Genomic DNA, 23,730 nt, shown 5'->3' with positions numbered 1-23,730 from the left:
GCAGGCGGAGGTCCCGCGGGACCTGAAAGGTGAAGCGAAGTGGCTGTCAGGGCACCCATTTTTGACGTCGCGGACAATTCGACAGGCGTTCTGGTCTTTGTCGACCGGATGGAAACGGCGCGTTCGCGTATCGAGGAGCGCTTTCTGGACGGCGGCGCCGCACTCCTGTCGATCCTCGACGTGCTGAACAAGCTGATTGCCTCGCTCGACCAGCTGACCGGTTCCCTGGATGAAGGAACGGCAAACGCCACGATGGCGGAGCTGAAAAGCACGGTCGAGCGGCTGTCGCAGCTGACCAGGCTCGAATCCGGCCGTCAGGTCGGCTTCCAGGAAATTGCCTGTGCCGAGCGCAAGCTCCGGCCGCAGATCGAGGAGATGCAGGAAACCTTGCGCTATCTGCGCACCTTCGCCGTGACCGCCAAGATCACCGGTGCCGGCATTGCCGATTTCGCCGGCTTCGCGGAGGAAATTCTGGCAAGAATCCAGGAAGGTTCGCGCCAGGTCAACGATCTGGCTGGAAAGCTGAGCACGCTTGGTCACGGCCTCGGGCCGGTGATGAGCAAGGGAAAGGCGATCCTGGCAAGTTACGATCAGACGGTGCCACAGATCGTTACCGGTCTGTCGAACGGTGCTTCGGAAATCGGCAAGCACCGCAAGCTGCTCGTGGAGCGCGCCGGACGGGTTCGCGCCGTTGCGGGCGGCATCCAGTCGAAGCTCGCCTCGACCCTGTCGGCCATGCAGGTCGGCGACATCACCCGCCAGCGCATCGAACATTGCCAGTCGAGCCTGCGCATCCTTTCGGAATATCTGGAGTCGCCCGCAGCCGCCGGGCTTACCGGCGAGCAGCGCGAAAGCCTCTCGCTGATCATCCGCAAGCTCGTGTCGTTGCAGCTCAATCAATCCATCGCCGATTTCGATCGCGATACGGCAAAGATCGTCGTCACCGTCGCAAGCTTCCGGTCCGATCTGGCGCAGATCGAGGCCCTGCGTGCGGCGATGACCGATACCGACGGCGGCGACAACGACAATGCGATCCGGCAGCTTGAAAGCGGCGTGGCCGCCGCCCGCGGCGCCGTGCGTGAAATCGAGGATGTCGCCCACCATGCCGGCGAACTGAGCCGGTCGACCAGCGATACCGTCCGGGAACTTCTCGACGGCATCGGCACGGTCAAGGTCGTGCGCACCGACATCCATTACATGGCGCTCAACACCAACCTGCGCTGCAGCAAGATCGGTGAAGAGGGCAAGGCCATCAATGTCGTGACCGCCGAACTGCGCAACTTTGCAGCCGCCCTCGATGAAACGGCCGAGAAGATCCTGGCCGAACTCCAGACGCTCGAAATCGCCGCCAACAAGCTGACCAGCGTGCATGGCGAAGAAGGCGAACAAAGTCTCGATCAGCGCCTTGAGAACGCACTCGAAAACATCCGCTCGGTCGGCGACCGGATGGATGCCCAGATGCTGGCGCTCAACGACCAGAGCAGGACGGCCGTCGGCGAGATGGATATCTCGCTTGCCAGGCTGAACTTCAACGCCGAACTTGGCGAGGTGCTTCGCTCCTGCGCCGACGAGATGGAACTGGACGGGGACGTTTTCGAAGCGCCGGGTTTGGGAGCAGCGCTTGCCGAGGTCGGCGGCCGCATCGCCCGTCTCTATACCATGGTGACCGAACGCGAGCTGCATGCCGCGGTGCTTGGCACCGAACCGCCGGTGGAAGCCGCGGTGGTCGTGGCCGTCATGTCGGATGACGACATCGACGACGCCCTGTTCTGATCGGCCGGCGGCGGCTGGAGCCGGTTGGCTGCTGTATCCGGCAGCTTATCCTGTTAAGATAAAGCGAAGGCGGCGCCTTGACCTTTGGGCGCGCCTGGGTCATGTGACCGCCTTTGCTGACGCAGCGCTTGGATTCCGGGACGAACCCCGCAAGTGCTCTAGAAGAGAAACAAAATGACCAAGGCAACCTCCTCGGCGCCCTCCCAGCGCATGCTTCGCGTTGGCGAGCAGGTCCGCGCCGCCATAACCCAGGTCCTGCAGCGCGGCGAAGTGCGCGACGACCTGATCGAAAAGACCGTGATCTCCGTGTCCGAAGTGCGCATGTCGCCGGACCTGAAGATCGCCACGGCCTATGTGACGCCGCTTGGCCTGCCGGATCACGCGGCGGTCATCGAAGCGCTGAACCGCAACGCCAAATATATCCGCGGCCGGCTCGGCGGCCAGCTCCGGCAGATGAAATACATGCCGGAAGTCCGCTTCCGGGACGATACCAGCTTCGACAACTACAAAAAGATCGACCAGCTGCTGCGCTCGCCGGAGGTCCAGCGGGACCTCGACGGCGACAGTGAAGACGAAGAATAGTCAAGAGAACGCATGTCCAAACCCCGCAAACCAAAGGGCCGCCCGGTTTCCGGCTGGCTGATCCTCGACAAGCCGGTCGATTTTGGCTCGACCGAGGCCGTCTCCAAGATCAAGTGGCTGTTCAACGCCCAGAAGGCCGGTCACGCCGGCACGCTCGATCCGCTCGCCTCCGGCATGCTGCCGATCGCGCTCGGCGATGCGACGAAGACGGTTCCTTACGTCATGGATGGCCGCAAGATCTACGAATTCGCCGTCAGCTGGGGCGAAGAGCGCTCGACCGACGACCTCGAAGGCGAGGTGACGGCCTCCTCGGACACGCGTCCCGACGAACAGTCGATCCGCGATCTGCTGCCGAAATATACCGGCACGATCAGCCAGATCCCGCCGCAGTTCTCGGCCATCAAGATCGCCGGCGAACGCGCCTATGACCTCGCTCGCGACGGCGAAACGGTCGATATCCCCTCCCGTGAAGTGGAAATCTTCCGCCTGACCCTGCTTGGCGTGACCCCCGACAAGGCGCATTTCGAGGTGGAATGCGGCAAGGGCACCTATGTGCGCGCCCTTGCCCGCGATTTCGGCCGCGATCTCGGCTGCTACGGCCATATTTCCGAGCTGCGCCGCACCTTCGTCGCGCCGTTTGCCGAGGAAAAGATGGTGCCGTTGGCCGATCTCGTGGCGCTCGAGGAGATCGAGGACCGCGACGAGAGGCTTGCAGCGCTCGACGAATACCTGATCGACACTGCCGAAGCGCTCTCCAGCCTGCCGCATCTGCCGATCACCGACGACCAGGCGCATCGGCTGAAGATGGGCAACCCGGTGATCCTGCGCGGTCGCGATGCGCCGCTCGCCGAGGCAGAGGCCTATGCGACGGTCCGCGGCAAGCTGATCGCCATCGGCGAGATCGGCCAGGGTGAATTCCGGCCCAAGCGGGTGTTCGGCTGAGCGAAACATCCGCTCTTCCAATCCGGGCATGAATGGTTTATAGGCAGCGCCAGCAAGAAGGCGGCCTCTGGCATTCATTTTGCATTCACGGCCAATGCTGGACGACATCCCGGCCTTTGGCGTCCCTGTTTCCTCTCAAAAGAAAGGATCATCCGATGTCGATCACTGCCGAGCGTAAGAGCGCGCTGATCAAGGAATATGCAACCGTCGAAGGCGACACCGGTTCTCCGGAAGTCCAGGTTGCGATCCTGACCGAGCGCATCAACAACCTGACCGAACATTTCAAGGGCCACAAGAAGGACAACCACTCCCGTCGTGGCCTGCTGACGATGGTTTCGAGCCGCCGCTCGCTTCTTGACTATCTCAAGAAGAAGGACGAAGGCCGCTACACCAAGCTGATCAACAGCCTGGGTATTCGCCGCTAACAAATCTTCCGGCGGGACTGGCAACAGTACCCGCCGGACGCCTTTTCGGGCCTGGGCCCGATGAAACGCTGGAACCGTGCTTCTCAAGACCTGCGCGGTAAAAAATCCCGGCGGACCCGGATGGGCCGGATCTGCCAAACAAACCGTTGACCTGTCATGGGGCAGGATTGCCGGATGCTTTCGGCCGAAGCCCTCGAGGCTTTAGCCACGGCTTCTCATTCAGGATGCCGACGATACAAAGCCTCCCGTTGTCTTGCCCATGATGTGTCACATTGATTGCGGTCGACTGTGCGCTACGCCCCATATCGGCGATGCGTGTGCTCCCGCATTGAAGGACAAGACATGTTCAATACACATTCCGTCGAAATCGAATGGGCAGGCCGCCCGCTGAAGCTGGAAACGGGCAAGATCGCCCGCCAGGCTGACGGCGCCGTCCTTGCCACCTACGGGGAAACCGTCGTTCTCGCCACCGTCGTCTCGGCCAAGGCGCCGAAGCCGGGCCAGGACTTCTTCCCGCTCACCGTCAACTACCAGGAAAAGACCTATGCCGCCGGCAAGATCCCGGGCGGCTATTTCAAGCGCGAAGGCCGTCCGAGCGAAAACGAAACCCTCGTTTCCCGCCTGATCGACCGCCCGATCCGCCCGCTCTTCCCGGAAGGCTACAAGAACGACACCCAGGTCGTCGTCACCGTCATCCAGCATGACCTCGAGAACAACCCGGACATCCTGTCCATGGTCGCCACCTCGGCAGCCCTGACGCTCTCCGGCGTTCCGTTCATGGGCCCGGTCGGCGGTGCCCGCGTCGGTTACATCAACGGCGAATACGTTCTGAACCCGCATCTCGACGAGATGGACGAGTCGGTTCTCGACCTGGTCGTCGCCGGCACGCACGACGCCGTTCTGATGGTTGAATCCGAAGCCAAGGAACTCAACGAAGAAGTCATGCTCGGCGCCGTCATGTTCGGCCACCGCGGCTTCCAGCCGGTTCTCGACGCGATCATCAAGCTCGCCGAAGTTGCCGCCAAGGAGCCCCGCGAATTCGAGCCGGAAGACTATTCCGAACTCGAAGCCGAAATGCTGCAGCATTTCGAAGCCGAGCTTCGCGAAGGCTACAAGATCACCCAGAAGGCCGACCGTTACGCCGCCGTCGACGCCGTCAAGGCGAAGGTCAAGGCTCACTTCTTCCCGGAAGGCGTCGAGCCGAAGTACAATGCCGAAGTCATCGGCGCCGTCTTCAAGCACCTGCAGGCGAAGATCGTTCGCTGGAACATCCTCGACACCAAGAGCCGCATCGACGGCCGCGATCTGGAAACCGTTCGTCCGATCGTCTCGGAAGTCGGCCTCCTGCCGCGCACCCACGGTTCGGCCCTCTTCACCCGCGGCGAGACCCAGGCGATCGTCGTCGCCACGCTCGGCACCGGCGAAGACGAGCAGTACGTGGACAGCCTGACCGGCATGTACAAGGAACGTTTCCTGCTGCACTACAACTTCCCGCCCTACTCGGTCGGTGAAACCGGTCGCATGGGTTCCCCGGGCCGCCGCGAAATCGGCCACGGCAAGCTCGCATGGCGCGCTATCCGCCCGATGCTGCCGACCGCCGAGCAGTTCCCCTACACGCTGCGCGTCGTCTCCGAAATCACCGAGTCCAACGGCTCGTCTTCGATGGCGACCGTCTGCGGCACCTCGCTCGCTCTGATGGACGCGGGCGTTCCGCTCGCCAAGCCGGTTGCCGGCATCGCCATGGGCCTCATCCTCGAAGGTGAGCGTTTCGCGGTTCTCTCCGACATCCTCGGTGACGAAGACCACCTCGGCGACATGGACTTCAAGGTTGCGGGCACTGCAGACGGCATCACCTCGCTCCAGATGGACATCAAGATCGCCGGCATCACCGAAGAGATCATGAAGGTTGCGCTGAGCCAGGCTCAGGGCGGTCGCAAGCACATCCTCGGCGAAATGGCGAACGCCATCACCGAGAGCCGCGGCCAGCTCGGCGAATTCGCACCGCGCATCGAAGTGATGAACATCCCGGTCGACAAGATCCGCGAAGTCATCGGTTCGGGCGGCAAGGTCATCCGCGAAATCGTCGAAAAGACCGGCGCCAAGATCAACATCGAGGACGACGGTACCGTCAAGATCGCCTCCTCCTCCGGCAAGGAAATCGAAGCGGCCCGCAAGTGGATCCACTCGATCGTTGCCGAGCCGGAAGTCGGCGCGATCTACGAAGGCACGGTCGTCAAGACCGCCGACTTCGGCGCTTTCGTCAACTTCTTCGGCGCCCGCGACGGCCTCGTGCACATCTCGCAGCTTGCTTCCGAGCGCGTTGCCAAGACCCAGGACGTCGTCAAGGAAGGCGACAAGGTCTGGGTCAAGCTGATGGGCTTCGACGAGCGCGGCAAGGTCCGCCTGTCGATGAAGGTCGTCGACCAGGCCACCGGCCAGGAAATCAAGAAGGCTGAAGGCGAAGCCGCCGAATAAGGCCTTCCTCCTTTCGAGACATCGAGGCGCGGAAGTTCTTCCGCGCCTTTTGTTTATCCGCCGCCCCAATGCGGAACCACGAGACGAACCCACGAGACGAACCATGAGCCGAGACGCCCTCAAGACCCTGTTCCATCCCTTCGACACCGAGGCTGTTCCGACGCCCGGCGAAGGCGAGCGCGTGCTTTTCCTGGGCGCCGAGGGAGGCAACGCCTTGCCCGAGGGGTTTGCAGCCGAGATCACCGCCGTGCAGCCGTTCCGGCCGCTGTTCCGGACCTTGCGTGAAGGCGCCTTTCCCGAGGCCGAGGGTGATGGCTACGACGTGGGACTGGTGCTCTGCGGCAAACATCGCGGCGAGAACGAGAACCGCGTGGCGGAGGCCCTGGAGCGCGTCAGGACGGGCGGCGTGATCGTCGTTGCCGGCGGCAAGGAGGATGGCATCCAGCCGCTCCGCAACACGCTCCTGAAGCTCGGCATCGAACTCGACTACACCCCGAAATACCACGGGGTCGCGATATGGTTCGCGCGGCCCGCCAATGCCGAGGCGGCGATCAGGGCGCTGAAGAAGTCGACCGTGGTGATCGAAGCCCGGTTCGAGGCGGCACCCGGCATGTTCTCCCACGATCGTGTCGATGCCGGCTCTGAGCTGCTGGCCGGCCGCCTGCCGAGCGACTTCGACGGCAATGCCGCAGATTTCGGCGCCGGCTGGGGCTATCTGTCGGTCATGCTGGCGGAAAAGTCGAAGCGGGTGAATCGCATCGATCTCTTCGAGGCCGACTACCAGGCGCTGGAATTCGCCAAGCGCAACATCGCCCGCAACTGCCCGGATCTCAACGCCCGCTTCTACTGGCAGGATCTCGGCGCAGAGCCGCCGAAGGAAAAATACGACCTGGTGATCATGAACCCGCCCTTCCATGAAGCGCAGGCGGCTGATCCGGAGCTCGGCAGGACGATGATCCGCACCGCCGCCGCGGCGCTCAAGAACGGTGGCCGCCTGATGCTGGTCGCCAATCGCGGCCTGACCTATGAACCGGTGCTGGCCGAAGGTTTCCGCGAGAGCGGCGAAACTTGCCGCAACGCCCGCTTTAAGGTTCTATGGGCGAAGAAGTAGCCTCCAAGGACTGATATGCTCGAACGGGATCCGATTGTCATTGCTGACGCAGGGCCTCTGATCCGCCTCGCAGCGGCGGGGCTTTTGGATTCCATGCGGCTTACCAATCGTAAGATCGTCATCGTCGATCGTATCGAGGAAGAGGTTTGCGGCGATCTCTCCAAGCCCTTTGCGCCAGAGATCCAGGCGTGGATGACGTCCATGAACGGGGCGATCGAACACGCGGAGACCTTGGAGGGCATCGCGATCGCGACTTTGCGTGAACGCGCGACAACCTCGGAAGCCCAGGAAAAGCTCAAGCGGGCACTGAGGAACAGCGGCGAACGCGCCATCCGCGAATACGTCGAAACCATGAACCCGCAGGACACGGATGAGGCGCTTGTTCTTTATGAGGACGGCGCGGTTCCAAATCTCATGGCCGCGGCAACCGTTCCGATGACGCTGGTGACGACACGTGCCTTTGTCCGGGAAATCGAGGAACGCGGCTACAATCTCGATGCGGTCCAGGCGCTGGAAGCCGTTCCATACAATCTGAAGCCCGCCATCCGCACAGTTATCGATGCGAACAGCGGGCCGTCAGAAATCTCTTCCAAATAGGTTTATTCCGAATCCGCATTCCTGAGCCGGTCGAGGCTCGGCAGCGAGGTGATGTTGTAGCCGGCGTCTACATAGTGGATCTCGCCGGTCACGCCGCGCGAGAGGTCGGAGAGCAGGTAGAGGGCCGAACCGCCGATATCCTCGATGGTCGCGGTGCGGCGCAGCGGCGCGTTCTTCTGGTTCCAGGAATAGATTGCGCGTGCGTCGGAAATGCCCGCACCCGCAAGCGTGCGCACCGGGCCGGCCGAGATCGCGTTGACGCGGATGTCGCGCGGGCCGTAATCGGCGGCGAGATAGCGCACCGAGCTTTCCAGGGCCGCCTTGGCAACGCCCATGACGTTGTAGTTCGGGATCACCCGCATCGAGCCGCCATAGGTCAGCGTCAGGATTGCTCCGCCATCGGTCATCAGGTCCGCAGCCCGCTTGGAGATTTCCGTAAACGAGAAGCAGGAGATCACCATCGTGCGGCTGAAATTGTCGCGCGTCGTGTCGGCGTAAAGCCCCTTCAGCTCGTTCTTGTCGGAAAAGCCGATGGCGTGCACGACGAAATCGAGCTTGCCCCAGCGCTCCTTGATTGCCGCGAAGGTCGCATCCACCGAGGCGATGTCCTCGACATCGCAGGGCACGACGAAATCCGAATTGAGCTCCGCTGCGAGCGGCTTGACGCGCTTGCCGAGCGCCTCGCCCTGGAAGGTGAAGGCGAGTTCTCCGCCCTGCGCGGCGATGGCTTTCGAGATCCCCCAGGCGATAGAGTGATTGTTGGCGACCCCCATGATCAGGCCGCGTTTCCCCTGCATGATTCCTGTCATGGAATTATCCGTTATAGCGCTGGAAGACGAGCGTGGCGTTGGTGCCGCCGAACCCGAAGGAGTTGGAAAGGACCGTGTCGATCTTGGCGTCGTCGATGCGCTTGCGCACGATCGGAACACCTGCGAATTCGGGGTCGAGGTTTTCGATATGGGCGCTTTCGCCGATGAAGCGTTCCTGCATCATCAGAAGCCCGTAGATGGATTCCTGCACGCCGGCACCGCCGAGCGAATGGCCGGTGAGCGACTTGGTCGACTGGATATGCGGGATCTTGTCCCCGAAGACGGTGCGGATCGCGCCGATCTCCTTCGAGTCCCCGACCGGCGTCGAGGTGCCGTGGGTGTTGATGTAGTCGACATCGCCCTTCACCGTCGCCAGCGCCTGGCGCATGCAGCGGATAGCGCCCTCGCCGGAGGGGGCGACCATGTCGTAACCGTCCGAGGTCGCGCCGTAACCGACGATCTCGGCATAAATCTTGGCGCCGCGGGCCTTGGCATGCTCGAGTTCTTCGAGGACGAGCACGCCCGCGCCGCCGGCGATGACAAAACCGTCGCGGTCGACGTCATAGGCGCGCGAGGCCTTGTCGGGATCGTTGTTGTACTTGGTGGACATCGCGCCCATGGCGTCGAACAGGTTCGACATCGTCCAGTCGAGGTCTTCGTGGCCGCCGGCGAACATCACGTCCTGCTTGCCCCACTGGATCATCTCGGCGGCGTTGCCGATGCAATGCGCCGAGGTCGAGCAGGCGGACGAGATCGAATAGTTGACGCCGTGGATCTTGAACCAGGTGGCCAGCGTCGCCGATGCCGTGGAAGACATCGCCTTGGGCACGGCGAACGGGCCGATGCGCTTCGGGCTGTTGTTCTTGAGGGTGATTTCGGCGGCTTCGATCAGGGTGCGGGTGGAAGGACCGCCCGAGCCCATGATGATGCCGGTGCGTTCGTTCTCGCCGATATCCTTGTCTTCCAGACCGGAATCGGCGATCGCCTGTTTCATCGCGACATGGTTCCAGGCGCCGCCCTGGCTGAGGAAGCGCATGGCGCGGCGGTCGACCAGTTCGGTCGGGTCGAGTGTCGGCCGGCCCCAGACCTGGCACTTGAAGCCGTGCTCGGCGAAATCGGGAGAGAAGGAAATGCCGGACTTTGCCTGACGCAAGGATTCGGTGACTTCGGCGGCGTCGCTCCCGATCGAGGATACGATACCGAGACCCGTTACAACTACCCGTCTCATCTCATCAAAACCTTTTCTGCTCGTTCTCTTGGGCCGCGACGCGGGATCAGGCGGCCTTTTCCTTCGACAGGCCTACACGAAGGTCCGTTGCCTGGTAAATGGTTTCTCCATCCGCCTTGAGCCAGCCGTCGGCAGTGCCAAGCACCAGACGGCCGCGCATGACGCGCTTGAAGTCGATGCCATATTCAAGCAGCTTCGTGTCCGGGCGGATCATGCCCTTGAACTTCACTTCGCCGGTCGACAAGGCCATGCCGCGTCCGGGTTCGCCGAGCCAGCCGAGGAAAAAGCCGGTCAATTGCCACATGCCGTCGAGGCCAAGGCAGCCGGGCATGATGGGATTGCCTTCGAAATGGCAGGGGAAATACCAGTCGTCGGGCCTGACGTCGTATTCGGCGCGAAGATAACCCTTATCGAAGGCTCCGCCTGTCTCCGAAATGTCGGTGATGCGATGGACCATCAGCATCGGCGGCAGCGGGAGCTGCGCATTGCCGGGTCCGAACAGCTCGCCATGGGCGCAAGAGAGAAGTTCTTCGTAAGAGAAGCTGGACTGCTTAGGTGCCATAAATTTCCGTTCCCCCCGTTGAACCTTAGACCTTTTGTTTCAGCAGCTTATTGCAAGATCGGTCGGAATTGAAGCGTAACGATGAACTTGCGCTCCGCCTGGGGATGGCAGCCGAGCCGCTGGAACATGCGTTTGTTCTGGTCCGCATATAGGAAGCGACCGGCGCAAACCAGAGGCTTGTGACGGAAATTGCGCGTTTTTGGCCCTGCGGGCCTGGGTATCCTCCGGAAACTATTGAAACTGTTCCCCGTAAAAGTTATATCCGAAAGTCAAGATACCTGATATTTGCGTGAACGCTGGGAGCTGACGGGCAACTATGGCTGAAGCCATTACGGACATCGAGACGAGACTGCGCCATTGCGGCCTGCGTCCGACGCGGCAGCGCGTTGCGCTTGCCGACCTGCTGTTCGCCAAGGGTGACCGACACCTGACCGTCGAGGAATTGCACGAGGAAGCCACGTTCGCGGGCGTCCCGGTGTCGCTTGCGACCGTTTACAACACGCTGCACCAGTTCACCGAGGCCGGTCTCATCCGCGTCCTGGCGGTCGAAAGCGCCAGGACCTATTTCGACACCAACATTTCCGACCATCACCACTTCTTCGTCGAGGGTCGTAACGAGGTGCTCGACATCCCGGTCAGCAATCTGCAGATCGACAACCTGCCGGAAGCCCCGGAAGGCATGGAAATCGCCCATGTGGATGTGATCATCCGACTGCGCGAAAAGAAAAGCTGACGCCCCTCACTCTTTTCCCTTGTTTCCCCTCATGGCTTCGTCCTGGTCCCGGCCCGGCCGCGGCTTGTAGCGCGGCAATGTCCAGCCGTAATGGATCGCGCCGCCGCGCAGGCCGAAGGCAAGCGCCGCGCCCAGGCCCGAACTCGCGTAGAGCGGCAGGCCGAGCGCATTCGCCGCGGTAAACCCGCAGGCGCCTGCAAGCGTTGCGGTGATGTAGATTTCCGGCCTCAGCAGCACCGAGGGTTCGTTGGCGAGAAGATCGCGCAGGATGCCGCCGAAGGCTGCGGTCAGAGCCCCGGTGACGATCGCGATCGTCGGAGACCCGGTAGCGGCAAGCCCTTTTGCCGCGCCGATCACGCTATAGGCAGCGAGCCCGATCGCATCGAGCCAGATCAGCAGGCGAAAGCGCCATTCCACCCGATGCGCCGTGCAGAACACGAAGGCGCCCGAGATGACGCAGATCAGGATATAGGTCGGGTCGAGCACCCAGAAGACCGGCGTGCGGCCGAGGATGATATCCCTGAGCGTGCCGCCGCCGAGCCCGGTGACCGCCGCGAAAAACAGGAAGCCGACCAGATCGAGCTGCTTTCGCGAGGCTGCCAGCGCCCCCGTCGCGGCAAAAAGCGCGATGCCGGCATAGTCGAGTATCGTCAGCAGAGACATATGAGGCCTTGTGATCCAGCGTCGCGCAAGTGCAGGCCGTTAGCATAGCCGCCGATCGTTGCGCGCGTCATCCGTCGGCGCGAGCCGTGAACAGATGAATTTGCAGGGGGCCGCCGGTGAAAAAGCTTTTGATCATTGTCGTACAGGCGCTTGTCCTGGTCCTGGTGCCGACACTTGCTTTCGCCCAGCAGCCGCAGCGTTTCAGCGATCCGGAGATCTACGAGAAGGACTATTTCCGCAAGGAGTGCAAGACAGTCGATTTCGGGCCGGCCTTTATCAAGCGATTCGACATCAACAACGACGGCATGCTGGACCTCGTCTCCAACCAGTCCGACATGACCTGCGACGGGGTCAAGGGACCGCGCTGCACCAGCGAAGGCTGCCCCTACAACTTCTATGTCCAGATCAAGGAGGGCGGCTATGTCATGGTCGCCACCGCCCAGCTTTATGACTACGATTTCGTCCAGTATTTCGGCAACATGGTCTTCGAACTGACGATGCATCCCCGCTTCTGCGGCCGAAAAGATGCCGCGCCCTGCGAAATGCGCGTCCGGGTGCGCGGCCTTGATTTCAATATCCTGTCGAAAAAATAGACCGGACCAGGAGAGGGGCCTATCCCGGGAAGAACGAATCGATGCGTCCCGTGAGGTAATAGGCCATCAGGCTCATCCATTCCCGGGCGGCGGTCGTCGTCAGCTGTGCGTTGAGCGCCGGCTGGGTGAAATCCGGAGACAGGCGGACAATGCCGCTGGTGCGGTAATCGACCGGCCACGGCGTGACCTTGATCCCGGCGGCCCGGAACAGCGCCACCGATCGCGGCATATGGAAGGCGGAGGTGATTAGCAGGCAGTTTCCGAGCCCCTGATTTTTCAGAAGTTCGGCCGTGTTCAGGGTATTTTCATAGGTGGTGCGAGACGTGTTCTCCTTTACCAGCCGATCAGCCGGGATGCCGAAGGCGGAGAAGAACCGTTCCGAGGCCTGAGCTTCACCTTCATAAGCACCGCTGATCGAGCCGTCGCCGCCGGAAATCAGGATCCGCGCCTGCGGATGGTTGCGGGTGAGCCGCAGCGCCTCCACGAACCGGTCCGCCGCCTGGTTGAGCTCGATGCCGCCGCGCGCGGTCGTCACCTCGTTTTCGAGCACGCCGCCGAGCACGATCATGCAGGAAACGGATTGCGGCTCCTCTACCGGTTTTGCAATGCGGTCTTCTAATACCTGCAGCGCCACCGTGCCTGCCGTGGTGAAAAGCGTCACGAACAGCACCAGCGCGGTGAGGAGCGCCGCGAACCCGCCGAGCTTGCGCCAGCCGAGGAAGACCAGGAGCGTAGCGAGAGCGGCGAGCAGAAAGGCGATCGAAAGAGGCTGGGCAAACACCCAGAAGAGCTTGGAAAGCAGGAACATCAATATCTTTCGGAACGATCAGGCACGGCGGCGGGCGGGAACGATCGGCTGCTGGAAGTGCAGGTGCAGCGGGCGCGGCAGAAGCGCCGTCCCCAGTGCCACCGCAAGGGCCAGAACCGAAACGATCCAGAGGGCATGGCTGCCAGCATATTTCGTCAAAAAAGCGCCCGTCACGGCACCGCATGCCATTCCGGTCCAGGGAACCGTCTGGATCAGCCAGCCGGTCGGGTTGCGATCTCCGATCAGCCAGCGGCCGATGCCACGGCCGAAGCGGGAAAGCGCGCCCGTCACATAGGTCAGCCCGATCGGCAACCCCTCGATATGCTCGACCGTCGCATTGATCATGCCCATCGACAGCACGACCAGATAGAATTGAAGCCGTGGAAAGCCCGCATCCGGAACAGTCGATGCGGCTGCAAGCAGGATGGAGACGCCCGAGAGCACCACGAAGGTGCGGCGCGCAGAGACCGTGTGGGCAAGCACGATGCCGAATGCGTTGCCGAGAATGAAGACCCAGAGCGCGATGAAGAGGATGATCGCGTGACTGTAGTCGCCGTCGGCGAAGGCGATCGCCGCGCGGGTCGTGTTGCCGGTCATGAAGGAGACGAAATCGCCCGAAAGAAGCAGGCCCACCGCATCGGTCATGCCCGCCACGAAGGAAATGGCGGCAACCAGTGCGAGACCGGTCACGGTCCGCCGCCTGCGGATGATGCGTCTTCGTCTTTCTCTTGTCATGGAGGCCCCTTCCTCCGCGTAACTCTGCGCGAATCGCGCACCGAGGCGTTGATCTAGGACAATGCCGGACAAGTAGAAAAGAAATCGCAAATTGCGTGACGAAGCGCGCCTTATCGGTGCCGCAGCCACGCCTCGACGCCTCGTGCCGCGGCCCGGCCCGTCGCCAGGCAGGCGGTGAGCAGGTAACCGCCCGTCGGCGCCTCCCAGTCGAGCATTTCTCCGGCGGCAAACAGGCCGGGAAACGGCTTCAGCATGGAGTGTTCGTCGAGTTCGCTCCACGCTATGCCTCCGGCGGACGAGATCGCTTCGGCGATCGGGCGAGGCCGGAGAACCGGAATCTGCAGTGCCTTGATCAGCTGCGCCAGTTCTCCGGGCGGCATGCGATTGGCATCCGGCACGAGTTCGCGAAGCAATGCGGCCTTCACGCCCTCCAGCCCGGCACCCTTGCGCAACCGGTTGGAGAAACTCGCCTTGGCATCCTGCCGGCCGAGGTCGCGCGAAAGGCGCTCCGTGGTGCGGCCGGGCGCGAGGTCGACGGCCAATGCCGCATGGCCTTTTTCGAGAAGCCGGTCCCGAAGTGCCGCGGAATGCGCATAGACGAGGCTGCCCTCGATCCCGTGTTTCGAGATCACGAACTCGCCCTGGAATGTGCCGGCTTCGGAGGTTGTCGAAACCGATTTCAGCGGTTCGCCGGCAAATCGCTCGCGAAACGCCTCGCTCCAGGCGATGTCGAAGCCGCAATTGGCCGGCCGGAGATCGGCGACCAGGATACCCTTGTCTCTCAGCCAGGGTACCCATGCCGCATCCGAGCCAAGCCGCGGCCAGCTTGCTCCGCCGAGCGCCAAGAGAGCTGCGTCTGGACGCGCGATGACCGGCCCTTCGGGTGTTTCGAACCGATAGCCGTTTTCGGCAAACCCCAGCCAGCGATGCCGTGTCTTGAGCACCACGCCCTGCGCCTCCAACCGCCGCAGCCAGGCGCGCAACAGGGGCGAGGCCTTCATGACGTTCGGAAACACCCGGCCGGAGGTCCCCACGAAGGTTTCCGTGCCGAGGCCCGCCGCCCAGGCTCGCACGTCGTCCGGGGTGAACGCGTCAAGGGCAGGGCTCAGATGCGCGCAAGCCGTTCCAAATCGCGCGGCGAAACTCGAAAAATCTTCCGAATGGGTGATATTCAGCCCGGACTTGCCGGCGAGCAGGAATTTCCGCCCGAAGGTCGGCATCGCCTCATACACCGTCACGGCATGGCCGGCAGCGGAGAGAACCTCCGCCGCCATCAGCCCTGCCGGACCGCCGCCGATGATCGCGATCTGTTTCGTCATGATCTCCGGTTAAGGCAGATCAGTCCGCTTTGCCATAGCCTCCGGCCGTCGGCGTCTGAACGGTCACCGCTTCGCCCGCCTCGATGATCGTCTGGGCGCAGCCGCCGAGCTCCTCGAACGTGCCGTCGAGGCGCCGCACCGTGGTCCGGCCGAGCTCGCCGGGTTCGCCGCCGGCAAACCCGTGCGGCTTGATCGTCCGATGGGAGGAAAGGATGGCGCAGTCCATCTTTTCGAGGAAGCGGATCGTCCGTTTCGTCCCGTTGCCGGCCGAGAACCTGCCCTTGCCGCCGGAATTTTCGCGGATGTGAAAGTCTTCCAGCAGCACCGGATAGCGGGCTTCCAGGATTTCCGGGTCGGTAAGGCGGGAATTGGTCATGTGCACATGCACCGAATCCGTTCCCTCGAAACCGGTCCCGTCGTTGAACACACCGGCCGGCGAGCCGGAGCACAGCGTTTCGTAATACTGGTAGGTCTCGTTGCCGAAGGTGAGGTTGTTCATCGAGCCCTGGCTTGCGGCCATTGCGCCGAGCGCTCCGAAAAGCGCATTGGTCACGTGCTGGCTGGTCTCGACATTGCCGGCCACCACGGCCGCCGGATATTGCGGCTTCAGCATCGACCCTTCCGGCACGATGATGCGGATCGGCCGCAGGCATCCCGCGTTCATCGGAATGGAGCTTTCGACCATGACGCGGAAGACATAGAGCACCGCTGCCCGGGTCACCGGTTCCGGCGCATTGAAATTATTCTTTTTCTGCGGGCTCGTTCCGGTGAAGTCGACGGTCGCCTCGCGCTTGGCTTTGTCGACGGTGATCTTCACCTGGATCACACTGCCCTGGTCGGTCGGATAGGAGAATGCCGAATCGCCGAGCTTTTCGATGACGCGACGCACGCTCTCTTCCGCATTGTCCTGCACGTGGCCCATATAGGCCTGCACCACGTCAAGCCCGAACTGCGCGATCATCTTGCGCATTTCGTGCACGCCCTTTTCATTGGCGGCGATCTGGGCGCGCAGGTCCGCGACGTTCTGGGCGACGTTGCGGGCCGGGTAGGGGTGGTTGGAGAGGAGATCGGTGATGCCGGCCTCGTCGAACCGGCCGCGATCGACGAGCAGCACGTTGTCGAACAGCACACCCTCCTCGTCGACGCTCGTCGCAAGCGGCGTCATCGAACCCGGCGCCGTGCCGCCGATATCGGCATGGTGCCCGCGCGATGCGACGTAGAAGAGGATATTCTTGCCTGCCGTGTCGAATACCGGAGTGACGACGGTAATATCCGGCAGATGCGTGCCGCCGTTATAGGGTGCGTTGAGCGCAAACACGTCCCCGGGGCGGATCCTGCCCTGGTTCTGGGCGATGACGCTTTCGACCGAACGGTCCATCGAACCGAGATGCACCGGCATATGCGGGGCGTTCGCCACCAGCGCGCCGTCCGCGTCGAAGACGGCGCAGGAGAAGTCCAGCCGTTCCTTGATGTTGACCGACGAGGACGTGTTCTGCAGCGTCACGCCCATCTGTTCGGCGATCGACATGAAGAGATTGTTGAACACTTCGAGCAGAACCGGGTCCGCCTGCGTGCCGATCGGCTTGGCGCGGGAAAGTTCGGCGACGCGCTTCAGCACGACATGGTTCAGCCGGGTGATCTCGAAGGCCCAGCCGTCCTCGACGACAATCGTCTGGTGCGGCTCGACGATCAGGCAGGGGCCGTTGGCCCGTGCGCCCGGCTTGATATCGGCGCGGCGATAGACCGGAGCTTCCCGCCAGGCGCCGCCGGAGAAGAATTTCGTCTGCTGGGCCGCGGCCGGTGCCCGGTCGTCCGCCGCGAATTCCGGTTCGTCGGAATCGGCGCCGCCGCCGATCGCCTCGACCTCGTAGGCCTCGAAAATGATCTCGCGGTTCTCGAAGATGAAGCCGAACTGCTTCTTGTGTGCCGTCTCGAAGGCGGCCGTCATTTCCGCTGCGCTGGCGAGCGTCACGGGCAAAGTCGTATCCGTGCCCTGATAGCGCAGGTGGGCGCGGTGAAGCACCTCGGTTTCGGAGGCGGTCACGCCCTGCGAGGCCATCTCCTCCAGCACGCTGGCGGTCAGTTCGTCGCGGACGGTCCCGAGCGTCTCCAATGCGGTCGCGAGCTCGTGGGATACCGTGCGCTGGCGGGCGGCGCGGATGTCCGCCAGTCCCATGCCGTAGGCGGAAAGGATGCCGGAGAACGGATGGATCATCACGGTCGAGATGCCGAGCGCATCGGCCGTCAGGCAGGCATGCTGGCCACCGGCGCCGCCGAAGCAGGTCAGTACATAATGAGTAACGTCATAGCCGCGCTGGACGCTGATCTTCTTGACGGCATTCGCCATGTTCTCGACGGCGATCGCCAGGAAACCGTCTGCCACTTCTTCCGGCGAGCGGCCGTCGCCGATCACCTTGGCCATCTCCTCGAAGGCGTTGCGCACGGCATCGGCATCCAGAGGCTGGTCGCGGTTTGGGCCAAAGATCGCCGGGAAGAGTTTTGGCGAGAGCTTGCCGAGCATGACGTTCGCATCGGTCACTGTCAGCGGCCCGCCGCGGCGGTACGCCTTCGGGCCGGGATTGGCGCCGGCCGAATCCGGGCCGACCCGGAAGCGGCCGTTCTCGAAATGCAGGATCGAGCCGCCGCCGGCGGCCACCGTATGGATCGACATCATCGGCGCCCGCATGCGCACGCCCGCGACTTCGGTTTCGAACGAGCGCTCCAGCTCGCCGTCATAATGCGACACGTCGGTCGAGGTGCCGCCCATGTCGAAGCCGATCATCCGCTCGAAGCCCGCAAGCCGCGAGGTTTCGACGGCGCCGACCACGCCGCCGGCAGGGCCCGACAGGATCGCATCCTTGCCCTGGAACAGCCGCGCGGCGGTGAGCCCGCCGGAGGATTGCATGAACATCAGCTGCGCGCCTTCGCCGCCCGCGGCGTCGAGGCCGGTGCCGAGCTCGCCGGCGACCTGCTCCACGTAACGGCGCAGGATCGGCGACAGATAGGCGTCGACGACAGTCGTGTCGCCGCGGCCGACCAGCTTGATCAGCGGGGAGACCTCGTGGCTGACGGAAACCTGCGTGAAGCCGACGTCGCGAGCGATTTTCGCCACCAGCTGTTCGTGAGCCGGATAACGATAAGCATGCATGAAGACGATGGCGACGGCGCGGAAACCGGCGTCGAATTGCTCCTGCAACTGTTCGCGGATCGCCGCGCCATCCGGAGCCGCCTCGATCGTACCGTCGGCACGGACACGCTCGTCCACCTCGACCACCTGCTTGTAGAGCAGTTCCGGCTTGACGATCTTCTTGGCGAAGATGTCGGCACGGGCCTGGTAGCCGATTGCAAGCGCGTCACGGAAGCCGCGGGTGGTGACGAGCAGCGTGCGCTCGCCCTTGCGCTCCAGCAGCGCATTGGTGGCGACCGTCGTCCCCATCTTCACCGCGCCGATCGCATCGGCCGGGATCGGAGCGCCGGCCGGCACGCCGAGCAGTTCGCGGATGCCCTGAACGGCGGCATCGCGGTAGGCTTCCGGATTTTCGGACAGAACCTTGTGGGCGACCAGCGTTCCGTCAGGCTTTCGGCCCACGATATCGGTGAAAGTGCCGCCGCGATCGATCCAGAAATCCCACTTTGCCTCGGTCATTGTCCGCCCTTCAAATCAAAACTGATGCCTAACGAAAACATTTCGTCGATAAAACGTCAATGTTTAGTTGACAGGAAAATGCGCATTGAAGCATCATGCTCGCTGAACGGGCAGGAAGCCGCCAAGAGCTCCACCCGTATAACCGGCAACCGAGGGGAGCCGACCATGCCGTTTTCCAGATCCTGTCACGGGAGGACCACTCATGTCCTCCGCTGATCCCCGCCACAGCATATTCCCGGATTGGCTCCGGAAGGTGCTGGATGGACTTTATCTGCTTTCCGGCTATCTCGCTGGGCTTTTTCTGATCGCCATTTTCCTGATCATGCTGGGGCTCTCGGCCGGGCGCCCGCTCGATATCGACATACCGTCGGGCGACGATTTCGCCTCCTGGTGCATGGCCGCAAGCGCCTTCCTCGGCCTTGCCCATACGTTCCGCTCAGGCGAGATGATCCGCGTCGGACTGTTGATCGAGCGTTTGAAGGGCCGTCTGCGGCAGGTCGTGGAAATTGTCGCCTTGGCGACAGGCACGGTCGCCGCGGTTTATTTTGCGTGGTTCGCCTATGACATGACGAAGACCTCCTGGCAGTTCAACGATCTTTCGCAGGGCGTCGTCGCAGTGCCCTTGTGGATCCCGCAGCTCGGCTTCTGCGGCGGCCTGATCATCCTCGCCATCGCCTTCGTCGATGAACTTCTCCATGTCCTGTTCGGCGGCTCGCCGCGCTATGAGAAACCGGAGCCGCAAACGGCCGAGGAAGTCATCGAGCGCGCCATCCAGAGTGGAGCGTGACCCATGAGCACGATCGAACTCGTTGAAATCGCCGGCGTCGTTCTTGCGGCCCTTCTGGCGCTGCTGGCCGGCGGGGTGTGGATCGGCATTTCGCTGCTGATCTGCGGCTTTATCGCCATGCTCTTCGTTCCCGGCATTCCGGTCGGCGCGGTGCTCGCCACCAATTCCTGGAGCGGCGGTGCATCCTGGTCGCTCGCGGCCCTGCCTCTGTTCGTCTGGATGGGTGAAATCCTGTTCAGGACGCGGCTTTCGGAAGAGATGTTCCGCGGCCTGTCCCCCTGGCTCGGCTGGCTGCCCGGCCGCCTCATGCATGTCAACGTGCTCGGCTGCGGCTTGTTTGGCTCGATCTCGGGCTCGTCGGCCGCCACCACCGCCATGATTGCCAAGATCGCACTGCCGGAATTGAAGAAGCGCGGTTACGACGAAATGGTCAGCCTGGGCTCTCTCGCGGGCGCCGGCACGCTTGGCATCCTCATCCCGCCGTCGATCACCATGGTCGTTTATGCCGTCGCGGCGAACGTCTCGATCATCCAGATCTTCCTCGCCGGCTTCCTGCCCAGCGTCATCGTCATGGTGCTTTATTCCGGCTACATCATCGTCTGGTCGCTTTTGAACCCGGACAAGCAGCCGCCCGCACCGCCGAAGATGAGCTTCAGGGAGAAGCTCAAGGCATCGGCCAATCTCATTCCCGTCACGCTGCTCATCGTGCTCGTCTTCGCGACCCTCATTCTCGGCTGGGCGACGGCGACGGAATGCGCGGCCTGGGGCGTGCTCGGTTCGCTTGCCATCGCCGCCTGGTCGCGGACACTGACGATGAAAGCCTTCTGGGACAGCGTCATGGGGGCGACCCGGCTCACCTGCATGATCATGCTGATCCTGACCGGCGCCGGCTTCATGTCGATCGCCATGGGCTATACCGGCATTCCGAATGCGCTCGCCGCCTGGGTCGACAGCTTCAACCTCAGCCCCTATGCGCTGATCGCGGTGCTGACGGTCATGTATATCCTGCTCGGCGCGGCACTCGACGGCCTGTCGATGATCGTGCTCACCACGGTCGTGGTCCTGCCGATGATCCAGCAGGCCGGGTTCGACCTCGTCTGGTTCGGCATCTTCCTGGTGCTGATCGTCGAGATGGCGGAAGTCTCGCCGCCTGTCGGCTTCAACCTCTTCGTGCTGCAGACGATGAGCGGCCGCGACAGTCTGACCGTCGCCCGCGCCTCGCTGCCGTTCTTCTTCCTGCTCGTGGCGACCGTCGCCATCATCACGGTCTTCCCGGAAATCGTGATGGTTTTGCCGAAAATGGCATTCCCGGGTTAATCAGAGAAAGAAAAGGGAACTGATATGAGGAAAATGCTCTCTACTCTCGTTCGCTCGGGCCTGGCCGGTGCCGCGCTTCTGGCGGCTTCCGGCGCCGCCTTCGCCCAGACTGCCTGGGTCCTGCCGTCGGCCTATCCGCCCGCGAACTACCATGTCGAAAACCTGATGCAGTTCGCCAAGGACGTCGAAACGGCGACCGGCGGCAAGCTGAAGATCACCGTCCATCCGAGCGCCTCGCTCTTTAAGGCGCCGGATATCAAACGCGCCGTCCAGACCGGACAGGCCCAGGCCGGTGAAGTGCTGATCTCGCTGCACGAGAACGAAAACCCGGTCTTCGGGATCGATGTCGTGCCCTTCCTGGCAACCAGCTTCGACGCGTCGAAGAAGCTCTACGCCGCCTCCAGGCCGGCGATCGAGAAGGCGCTCGATGCGCAGGGCCTCAAGCTCCTCTATGCGACACCGTGGCCGCCGCAGGGCATCTTCACCAAGAAGGACGTCAACAGCACCGCCGACTTGAAGGGCCTGAAATGGCGCGCCTACAACGTCGGCACGTCGCGCATCGCCGATCTCGTCGGCGCCCAACCTGTCACGGTCCAGGCGGCGGAACTGCCGCAGGCGCTCGCAACCGGCGTCGTCGACGGCCTGATGACCTCGAGCGCCACCGGCGTCGATAGCAAGATCTGGGAATCGCTGACCCATTACTACGATACCCAGGCCTGGATCCCCAAGAACGTCATCTTCGTCAACAAGGCAGCCTTCGCAGGCCTTGATCCGGCCGTCCAGAAGGCGGTCACCGATGCAGCGGCTGCCGCGGAGACCCGCGGCTGGGCACTCGGTGCGGAAAAGACCGCCGCCTACATGGAAACCCTCAAGAAGAACGGCATGAAGGTTCTCGAACCGAACGCCGATCTCAAGAAGGGCCTGGCCGATGTCGGCGCCAAGCTGACCGAGGACTGGTCGAAGAAGGCGGGCGCTGACGGCGCCGTCATTCTGGACGCATACAAGAAGATGTGATTTGAGAGGCGCCGCGGCCGGCCGGCCGCGGCGCACGCGTTCCGGGAGGAGAAATCATGTCGTCGGAGAAAAATGAATTCGGCCCGATCGTGTCCTCTGGCCACCTGGCCACGGGTGCCCTTCCGGCCCTGTCGGAGATCGAGTTCGGTCTCATCATGCTGAACCACGCCTTCAGTCGCTGGATGGTGCGCTGCATGGCGGCTGCCGGCGTGCCGGACCTTTCGGCGATCGACATCCTGGTGCTGCACAACATCAACAGCCGTAACAAGCCGAAGACGCTGGCCGATATCGCCCTCGTCCTCAACATCGAGGACACGCATGTGGTCACCTATGCGCTGAAGAAGCTGGAACGCCTGAAACTCATCAAGTCCGGCCGGCGGGGCAAGGAAAAGCTGGTCATGGTGACCCCGGCCGGTGCCGACGCCTGCACGAAATATGCAGCCGTGCGCGAGGCATTGCTCGTCAAATCGGTACTGGCGACCGAAGTGTCGGGCGATACGCTGTCGGCCATGGCTTCGCGCCTGCGGGCGCTTTCCGGCCACTACGACCAGGCGGCGCGTGCAGCCGCTTCGCTCTAGACGGCCCGCGCGCCGCGCCTCGATTTCGCGGAACAGCGTCGGACGGTTTTTCAGGAAAACAGCGCGTCCATCATCGGATGGACCGGATCTTCCATTCCGTCGAGGACGTTGAAGTGATGCTTGTCCGGCTCCTCGACGGCCTCTGTCTCGGCGCCGAGCCCCTTCCAGATGCTGGCGAGCAGCGCGTTCTGGCGGATGAATTCGGCGCGTTCGCCGGCGCCCACCCAGCAGGTCACCCGCGCTCCCGGCAACGGTTCCAGCAGGGCTGGGCTTTCCGATCGTGCCTCCTCGGCGTCGATCCGCTGCTTCTCGTTCATCTTCGTCTTCATGATCGGCCGCAGGTCGTGCACGCCGGAAAGGGAGACCGTGTTGGCGATGCGGCCGTGCACCGCCTTCGGCAGCGGCGAAGTAGCGGAGATCATCCGCGTCACCAGATGCCCGCCGGCCGAGTGACCGATCAGCCGGATTGGTCCGCTAACCATACCTGCCGCCGCCTCGATCGCTTTGCCGATCTCCGCCGTTATGTCCGCAATGCGGTTCTCCGGGGCGAGCGTGTACATCGGCATGGCGACCGCGTATCCGCGCTCCACCGCGCCTCTCGCGTAATGCGACCAATAGCTGTTGTCGAGCCCGATCCAGAAGCCGCCATGGACGAAGACCACGAGGCCGGCCGGCTCGGTTTCGGGCAGGAAAAGGTCGAAGCGGTTGCGCGGTTTTTCCCCGTAGGAAAGGCCGAGCCTGGCGCGGCCGTCCGCGGCAAGCGTCTCGCGATAAAGTCGCGCAGGCTCCACCCAGGCGGCCGGCCAGCGGTCGCCCTGGGGAATATTGATGCCGTTCGCATAGGCATTGTCCCAGTCGCTAATCTTATGGCGCATTTGGTTTTTCTCTCCCTTTTCAGTGCTTTTTAGGCGCATTTTTGCACTATGCCTTTGTCAACGGCAATTCGGTAGGCGGCAAAAACGGCGCCCCGGAAAATTATTACAAACTTAAAATTTCTCTCTTGCAACCTGAATCCAGCAGTGCTTTTCTGAAT

At 62.8% G+C, this 23,730-nt stretch carries 22 protein-coding genes; 13 read left to right on the top strand and 9 right to left on the bottom strand.

Annotated features, from left to right (window positions below; all coding sequences use genetic code 11):
- The first annotated feature begins 39 nt into the window (after nt 1-39).
- The 7 genes from J2X76_RS07465 (at nt 40) to J2X76_RS07435 (ending at nt 7,905) form a co-directional block, all read left to right on the top strand.
- Nucleotides 40-1,773: a chemotaxis protein gene (locus J2X76_RS07465; protein ID WP_310214439.1), complete on the top strand. Its 1,734-nt coding sequence runs from the start codon at nt 40-42 to the stop codon at nt 1,771-1,773.
- A gap of 174 nt (nt 1,774-1,947) precedes the next feature.
- A complete protein-coding gene (gene rbfA, locus J2X76_RS07460) occupies nt 1,948-2,355 on the top strand; it encodes a 30S ribosome-binding factor RbfA (protein ID WP_113130164.1) in 408 nt (135 codons plus the stop codon).
- Between the two features lie 12 nt (nt 2,356-2,367).
- A complete protein-coding gene (gene truB, locus J2X76_RS07455) occupies nt 2,368-3,297 on the top strand; it encodes a tRNA pseudouridine(55) synthase TruB (RefSeq protein WP_113130163.1) in 930 nt (309 codons plus the stop codon).
- A 155-nt stretch (nt 3,298-3,452) separates the two neighbouring features.
- Entirely contained in the window at nt 3,453-3,722 is a 270-nt protein-coding gene (rpsO, locus tag J2X76_RS07450; RefSeq protein ID WP_113130162.1) for a 30S ribosomal protein S15, read from the top strand.
- A 342-nt stretch (nt 3,723-4,064) separates the two neighbouring features.
- On the top strand, nt 4,065-6,197 hold the full coding sequence (gene pnp / locus J2X76_RS07445; RefSeq protein WP_113130161.1) for a polyribonucleotide nucleotidyltransferase: 2,133 nt from the start codon (nt 4,065-4,067) through the stop codon (nt 6,195-6,197).
- 103 nt (nt 6,198-6,300) lie between these two features.
- The gene (locus tag J2X76_RS07440) at nt 6,301-7,308 is read left to right on the top strand and encodes a class I SAM-dependent methyltransferase (protein ID WP_310214433.1); all 1,008 of its coding nucleotides are present in this window, start codon (nt 6,301-6,303) and stop codon (nt 7,306-7,308) included.
- Between the two features lie 93 nt (nt 7,309-7,401).
- The gene (locus tag J2X76_RS07435) at nt 7,402-7,905 is read left to right on the top strand and encodes a hypothetical protein (protein ID WP_162732382.1); all 504 of its coding nucleotides are present in this window, start codon (nt 7,402-7,404) and stop codon (nt 7,903-7,905) included.
- A 2-nt stretch (nt 7,906-7,907) separates the two neighbouring features.
- On the opposite strand, the gene fabI is transcribed toward J2X76_RS07435, so the two are convergent.
- From fabI to fabA, 3 genes are read right to left on the bottom strand one after another with little or no spacing between them, the layout of a single operon-like run.
- Nucleotides 7,908-8,714 (bottom strand): enoyl-ACP reductase FabI, encoded by an 807-nt coding sequence (gene fabI / locus J2X76_RS07430; protein WP_113130158.1) that lies wholly within the window; start codon nt 8,712-8,714, stop codon nt 7,908-7,910.
- A gap of 4 nt (nt 8,715-8,718) precedes the next feature.
- Complete coding sequence (fabB, locus tag J2X76_RS07425) at nt 8,719-9,942, bottom strand: beta-ketoacyl-ACP synthase I (protein ID WP_310214430.1); 1,224 nt, start codon at nt 9,940-9,942, stop codon at nt 8,719-8,721.
- 46 nt (nt 9,943-9,988) lie between these two features.
- The gene (fabA, locus tag J2X76_RS07420) at nt 9,989-10,504 is read right to left on the bottom strand and encodes a 3-hydroxyacyl-[acyl-carrier-protein] dehydratase FabA (protein WP_113130156.1); all 516 of its coding nucleotides are present in this window, start codon (nt 10,502-10,504) and stop codon (nt 9,989-9,991) included.
- Between the two features lie 316 nt (nt 10,505-10,820).
- Here fabA and irrA point away from each other — a divergent pair, with 316 nt between their 5' ends.
- Nucleotides 10,821-11,237, top strand: a complete 417-nt coding sequence (gene irrA / locus J2X76_RS07415) for an iron response transcriptional regulator IrrA (RefSeq protein ID WP_113130155.1) — start codon at nt 10,821-10,823, stop codon at nt 11,235-11,237.
- A gap of 6 nt (nt 11,238-11,243) precedes the next feature.
- On the opposite strand, the gene J2X76_RS07410 is transcribed toward irrA, so the two are convergent.
- Nucleotides 11,244-11,900: a trimeric intracellular cation channel family protein gene (locus tag J2X76_RS07410; RefSeq protein WP_113130154.1), complete on the bottom strand. Its 657-nt coding sequence runs from the start codon at nt 11,898-11,900 to the stop codon at nt 11,244-11,246.
- A 116-nt stretch (nt 11,901-12,016) separates the two neighbouring features.
- Here J2X76_RS07410 and J2X76_RS07405 point away from each other — a divergent pair, with 116 nt between their 5' ends.
- The gene (locus J2X76_RS07405; protein WP_310214427.1) at nt 12,017-12,493 is read left to right on the top strand and encodes a hypothetical protein; all 477 of its coding nucleotides are present in this window, start codon (nt 12,017-12,019) and stop codon (nt 12,491-12,493) included.
- A 19-nt stretch (nt 12,494-12,512) separates the two neighbouring features.
- Here J2X76_RS07405 and J2X76_RS07400 read toward each other — a convergent pair whose 3' ends face one another.
- The 4 genes from J2X76_RS07400 to J2X76_RS07385 all read right to left on the bottom strand — a co-directional run bounded on the left by J2X76_RS07400 (nt 12,513) and on the right by J2X76_RS07385 (nt 19,001).
- Entirely contained in the window at nt 12,513-13,301 is a 789-nt protein-coding gene (locus tag J2X76_RS07400; protein WP_310214426.1) for a YdcF family protein, read from the bottom strand.
- Nucleotides 13,302-13,319: 18 nt separating this feature from the next.
- A complete protein-coding gene (locus J2X76_RS07395) occupies nt 13,320-14,036 on the bottom strand; it encodes a YoaK family protein (protein ID WP_310214424.1) in 717 nt (238 codons plus the stop codon).
- A gap of 110 nt (nt 14,037-14,146) precedes the next feature.
- On the bottom strand, nt 14,147-15,355 hold the full coding sequence (locus J2X76_RS07390) for a TIGR03862 family flavoprotein (RefSeq protein ID WP_405029987.1): 1,209 nt from the start codon (nt 15,353-15,355) through the stop codon (nt 14,147-14,149).
- Between the two features lie 19 nt (nt 15,356-15,374).
- Complete coding sequence (locus J2X76_RS07385) at nt 15,375-19,001, bottom strand: hydantoinase B/oxoprolinase family protein (RefSeq protein ID WP_310214423.1); 3,627 nt, start codon at nt 18,999-19,001, stop codon at nt 15,375-15,377.
- A gap of 202 nt (nt 19,002-19,203) precedes the next feature.
- Here J2X76_RS07385 and J2X76_RS07380 point away from each other — a divergent pair, with 202 nt between their 5' ends.
- Genes J2X76_RS07380 through J2X76_RS07365 form a run of 4 tightly spaced genes read left to right on the top strand, consistent with a single transcriptional unit; the run spans nt 19,204 to nt 22,697 of the window.
- Nucleotides 19,204-19,788, top strand: coding sequence for a TRAP transporter small permease (locus tag J2X76_RS07380; RefSeq protein ID WP_113130148.1), 585 nt, complete (start codon nt 19,204-19,206; stop codon nt 19,786-19,788).
- Nucleotides 19,789-19,791: 3 nt separating this feature from the next.
- Entirely contained in the window at nt 19,792-21,105 is a 1,314-nt protein-coding gene (locus J2X76_RS07375) for a TRAP transporter large permease (RefSeq protein ID WP_113130147.1), read from the top strand.
- 33 nt (nt 21,106-21,138) lie between these two features.
- On the top strand, nt 21,139-22,119 hold the full coding sequence (locus J2X76_RS07370; RefSeq protein WP_113130146.1) for a TRAP transporter substrate-binding protein: 981 nt from the start codon (nt 21,139-21,141) through the stop codon (nt 22,117-22,119).
- Between the two features lie 56 nt (nt 22,120-22,175).
- Complete coding sequence (locus tag J2X76_RS07365; protein WP_113130145.1) at nt 22,176-22,697, top strand: winged helix DNA-binding protein; 522 nt, start codon at nt 22,176-22,178, stop codon at nt 22,695-22,697.
- 50 nt (nt 22,698-22,747) lie between these two features.
- On the opposite strand, the gene J2X76_RS07360 is transcribed toward J2X76_RS07365, so the two are convergent.
- Complete coding sequence (locus J2X76_RS07360; protein ID WP_310214418.1) at nt 22,748-23,572, bottom strand: alpha/beta hydrolase; 825 nt, start codon at nt 23,570-23,572, stop codon at nt 22,748-22,750.
- Nucleotides 23,573-23,730 lie beyond the last annotated feature (158 nt).

It is taken from the genome of Neorhizobium sp. 2083, assembly GCF_031455615.1.
GTDB lineage: Bacteria > Pseudomonadota > Alphaproteobacteria > Rhizobiales > Rhizobiaceae > Neorhizobium.
The sequence above is the reverse complement of the archived record's forward strand: the minus strand, read 5'-3'. Positions and strand labels throughout refer to the sequence as shown.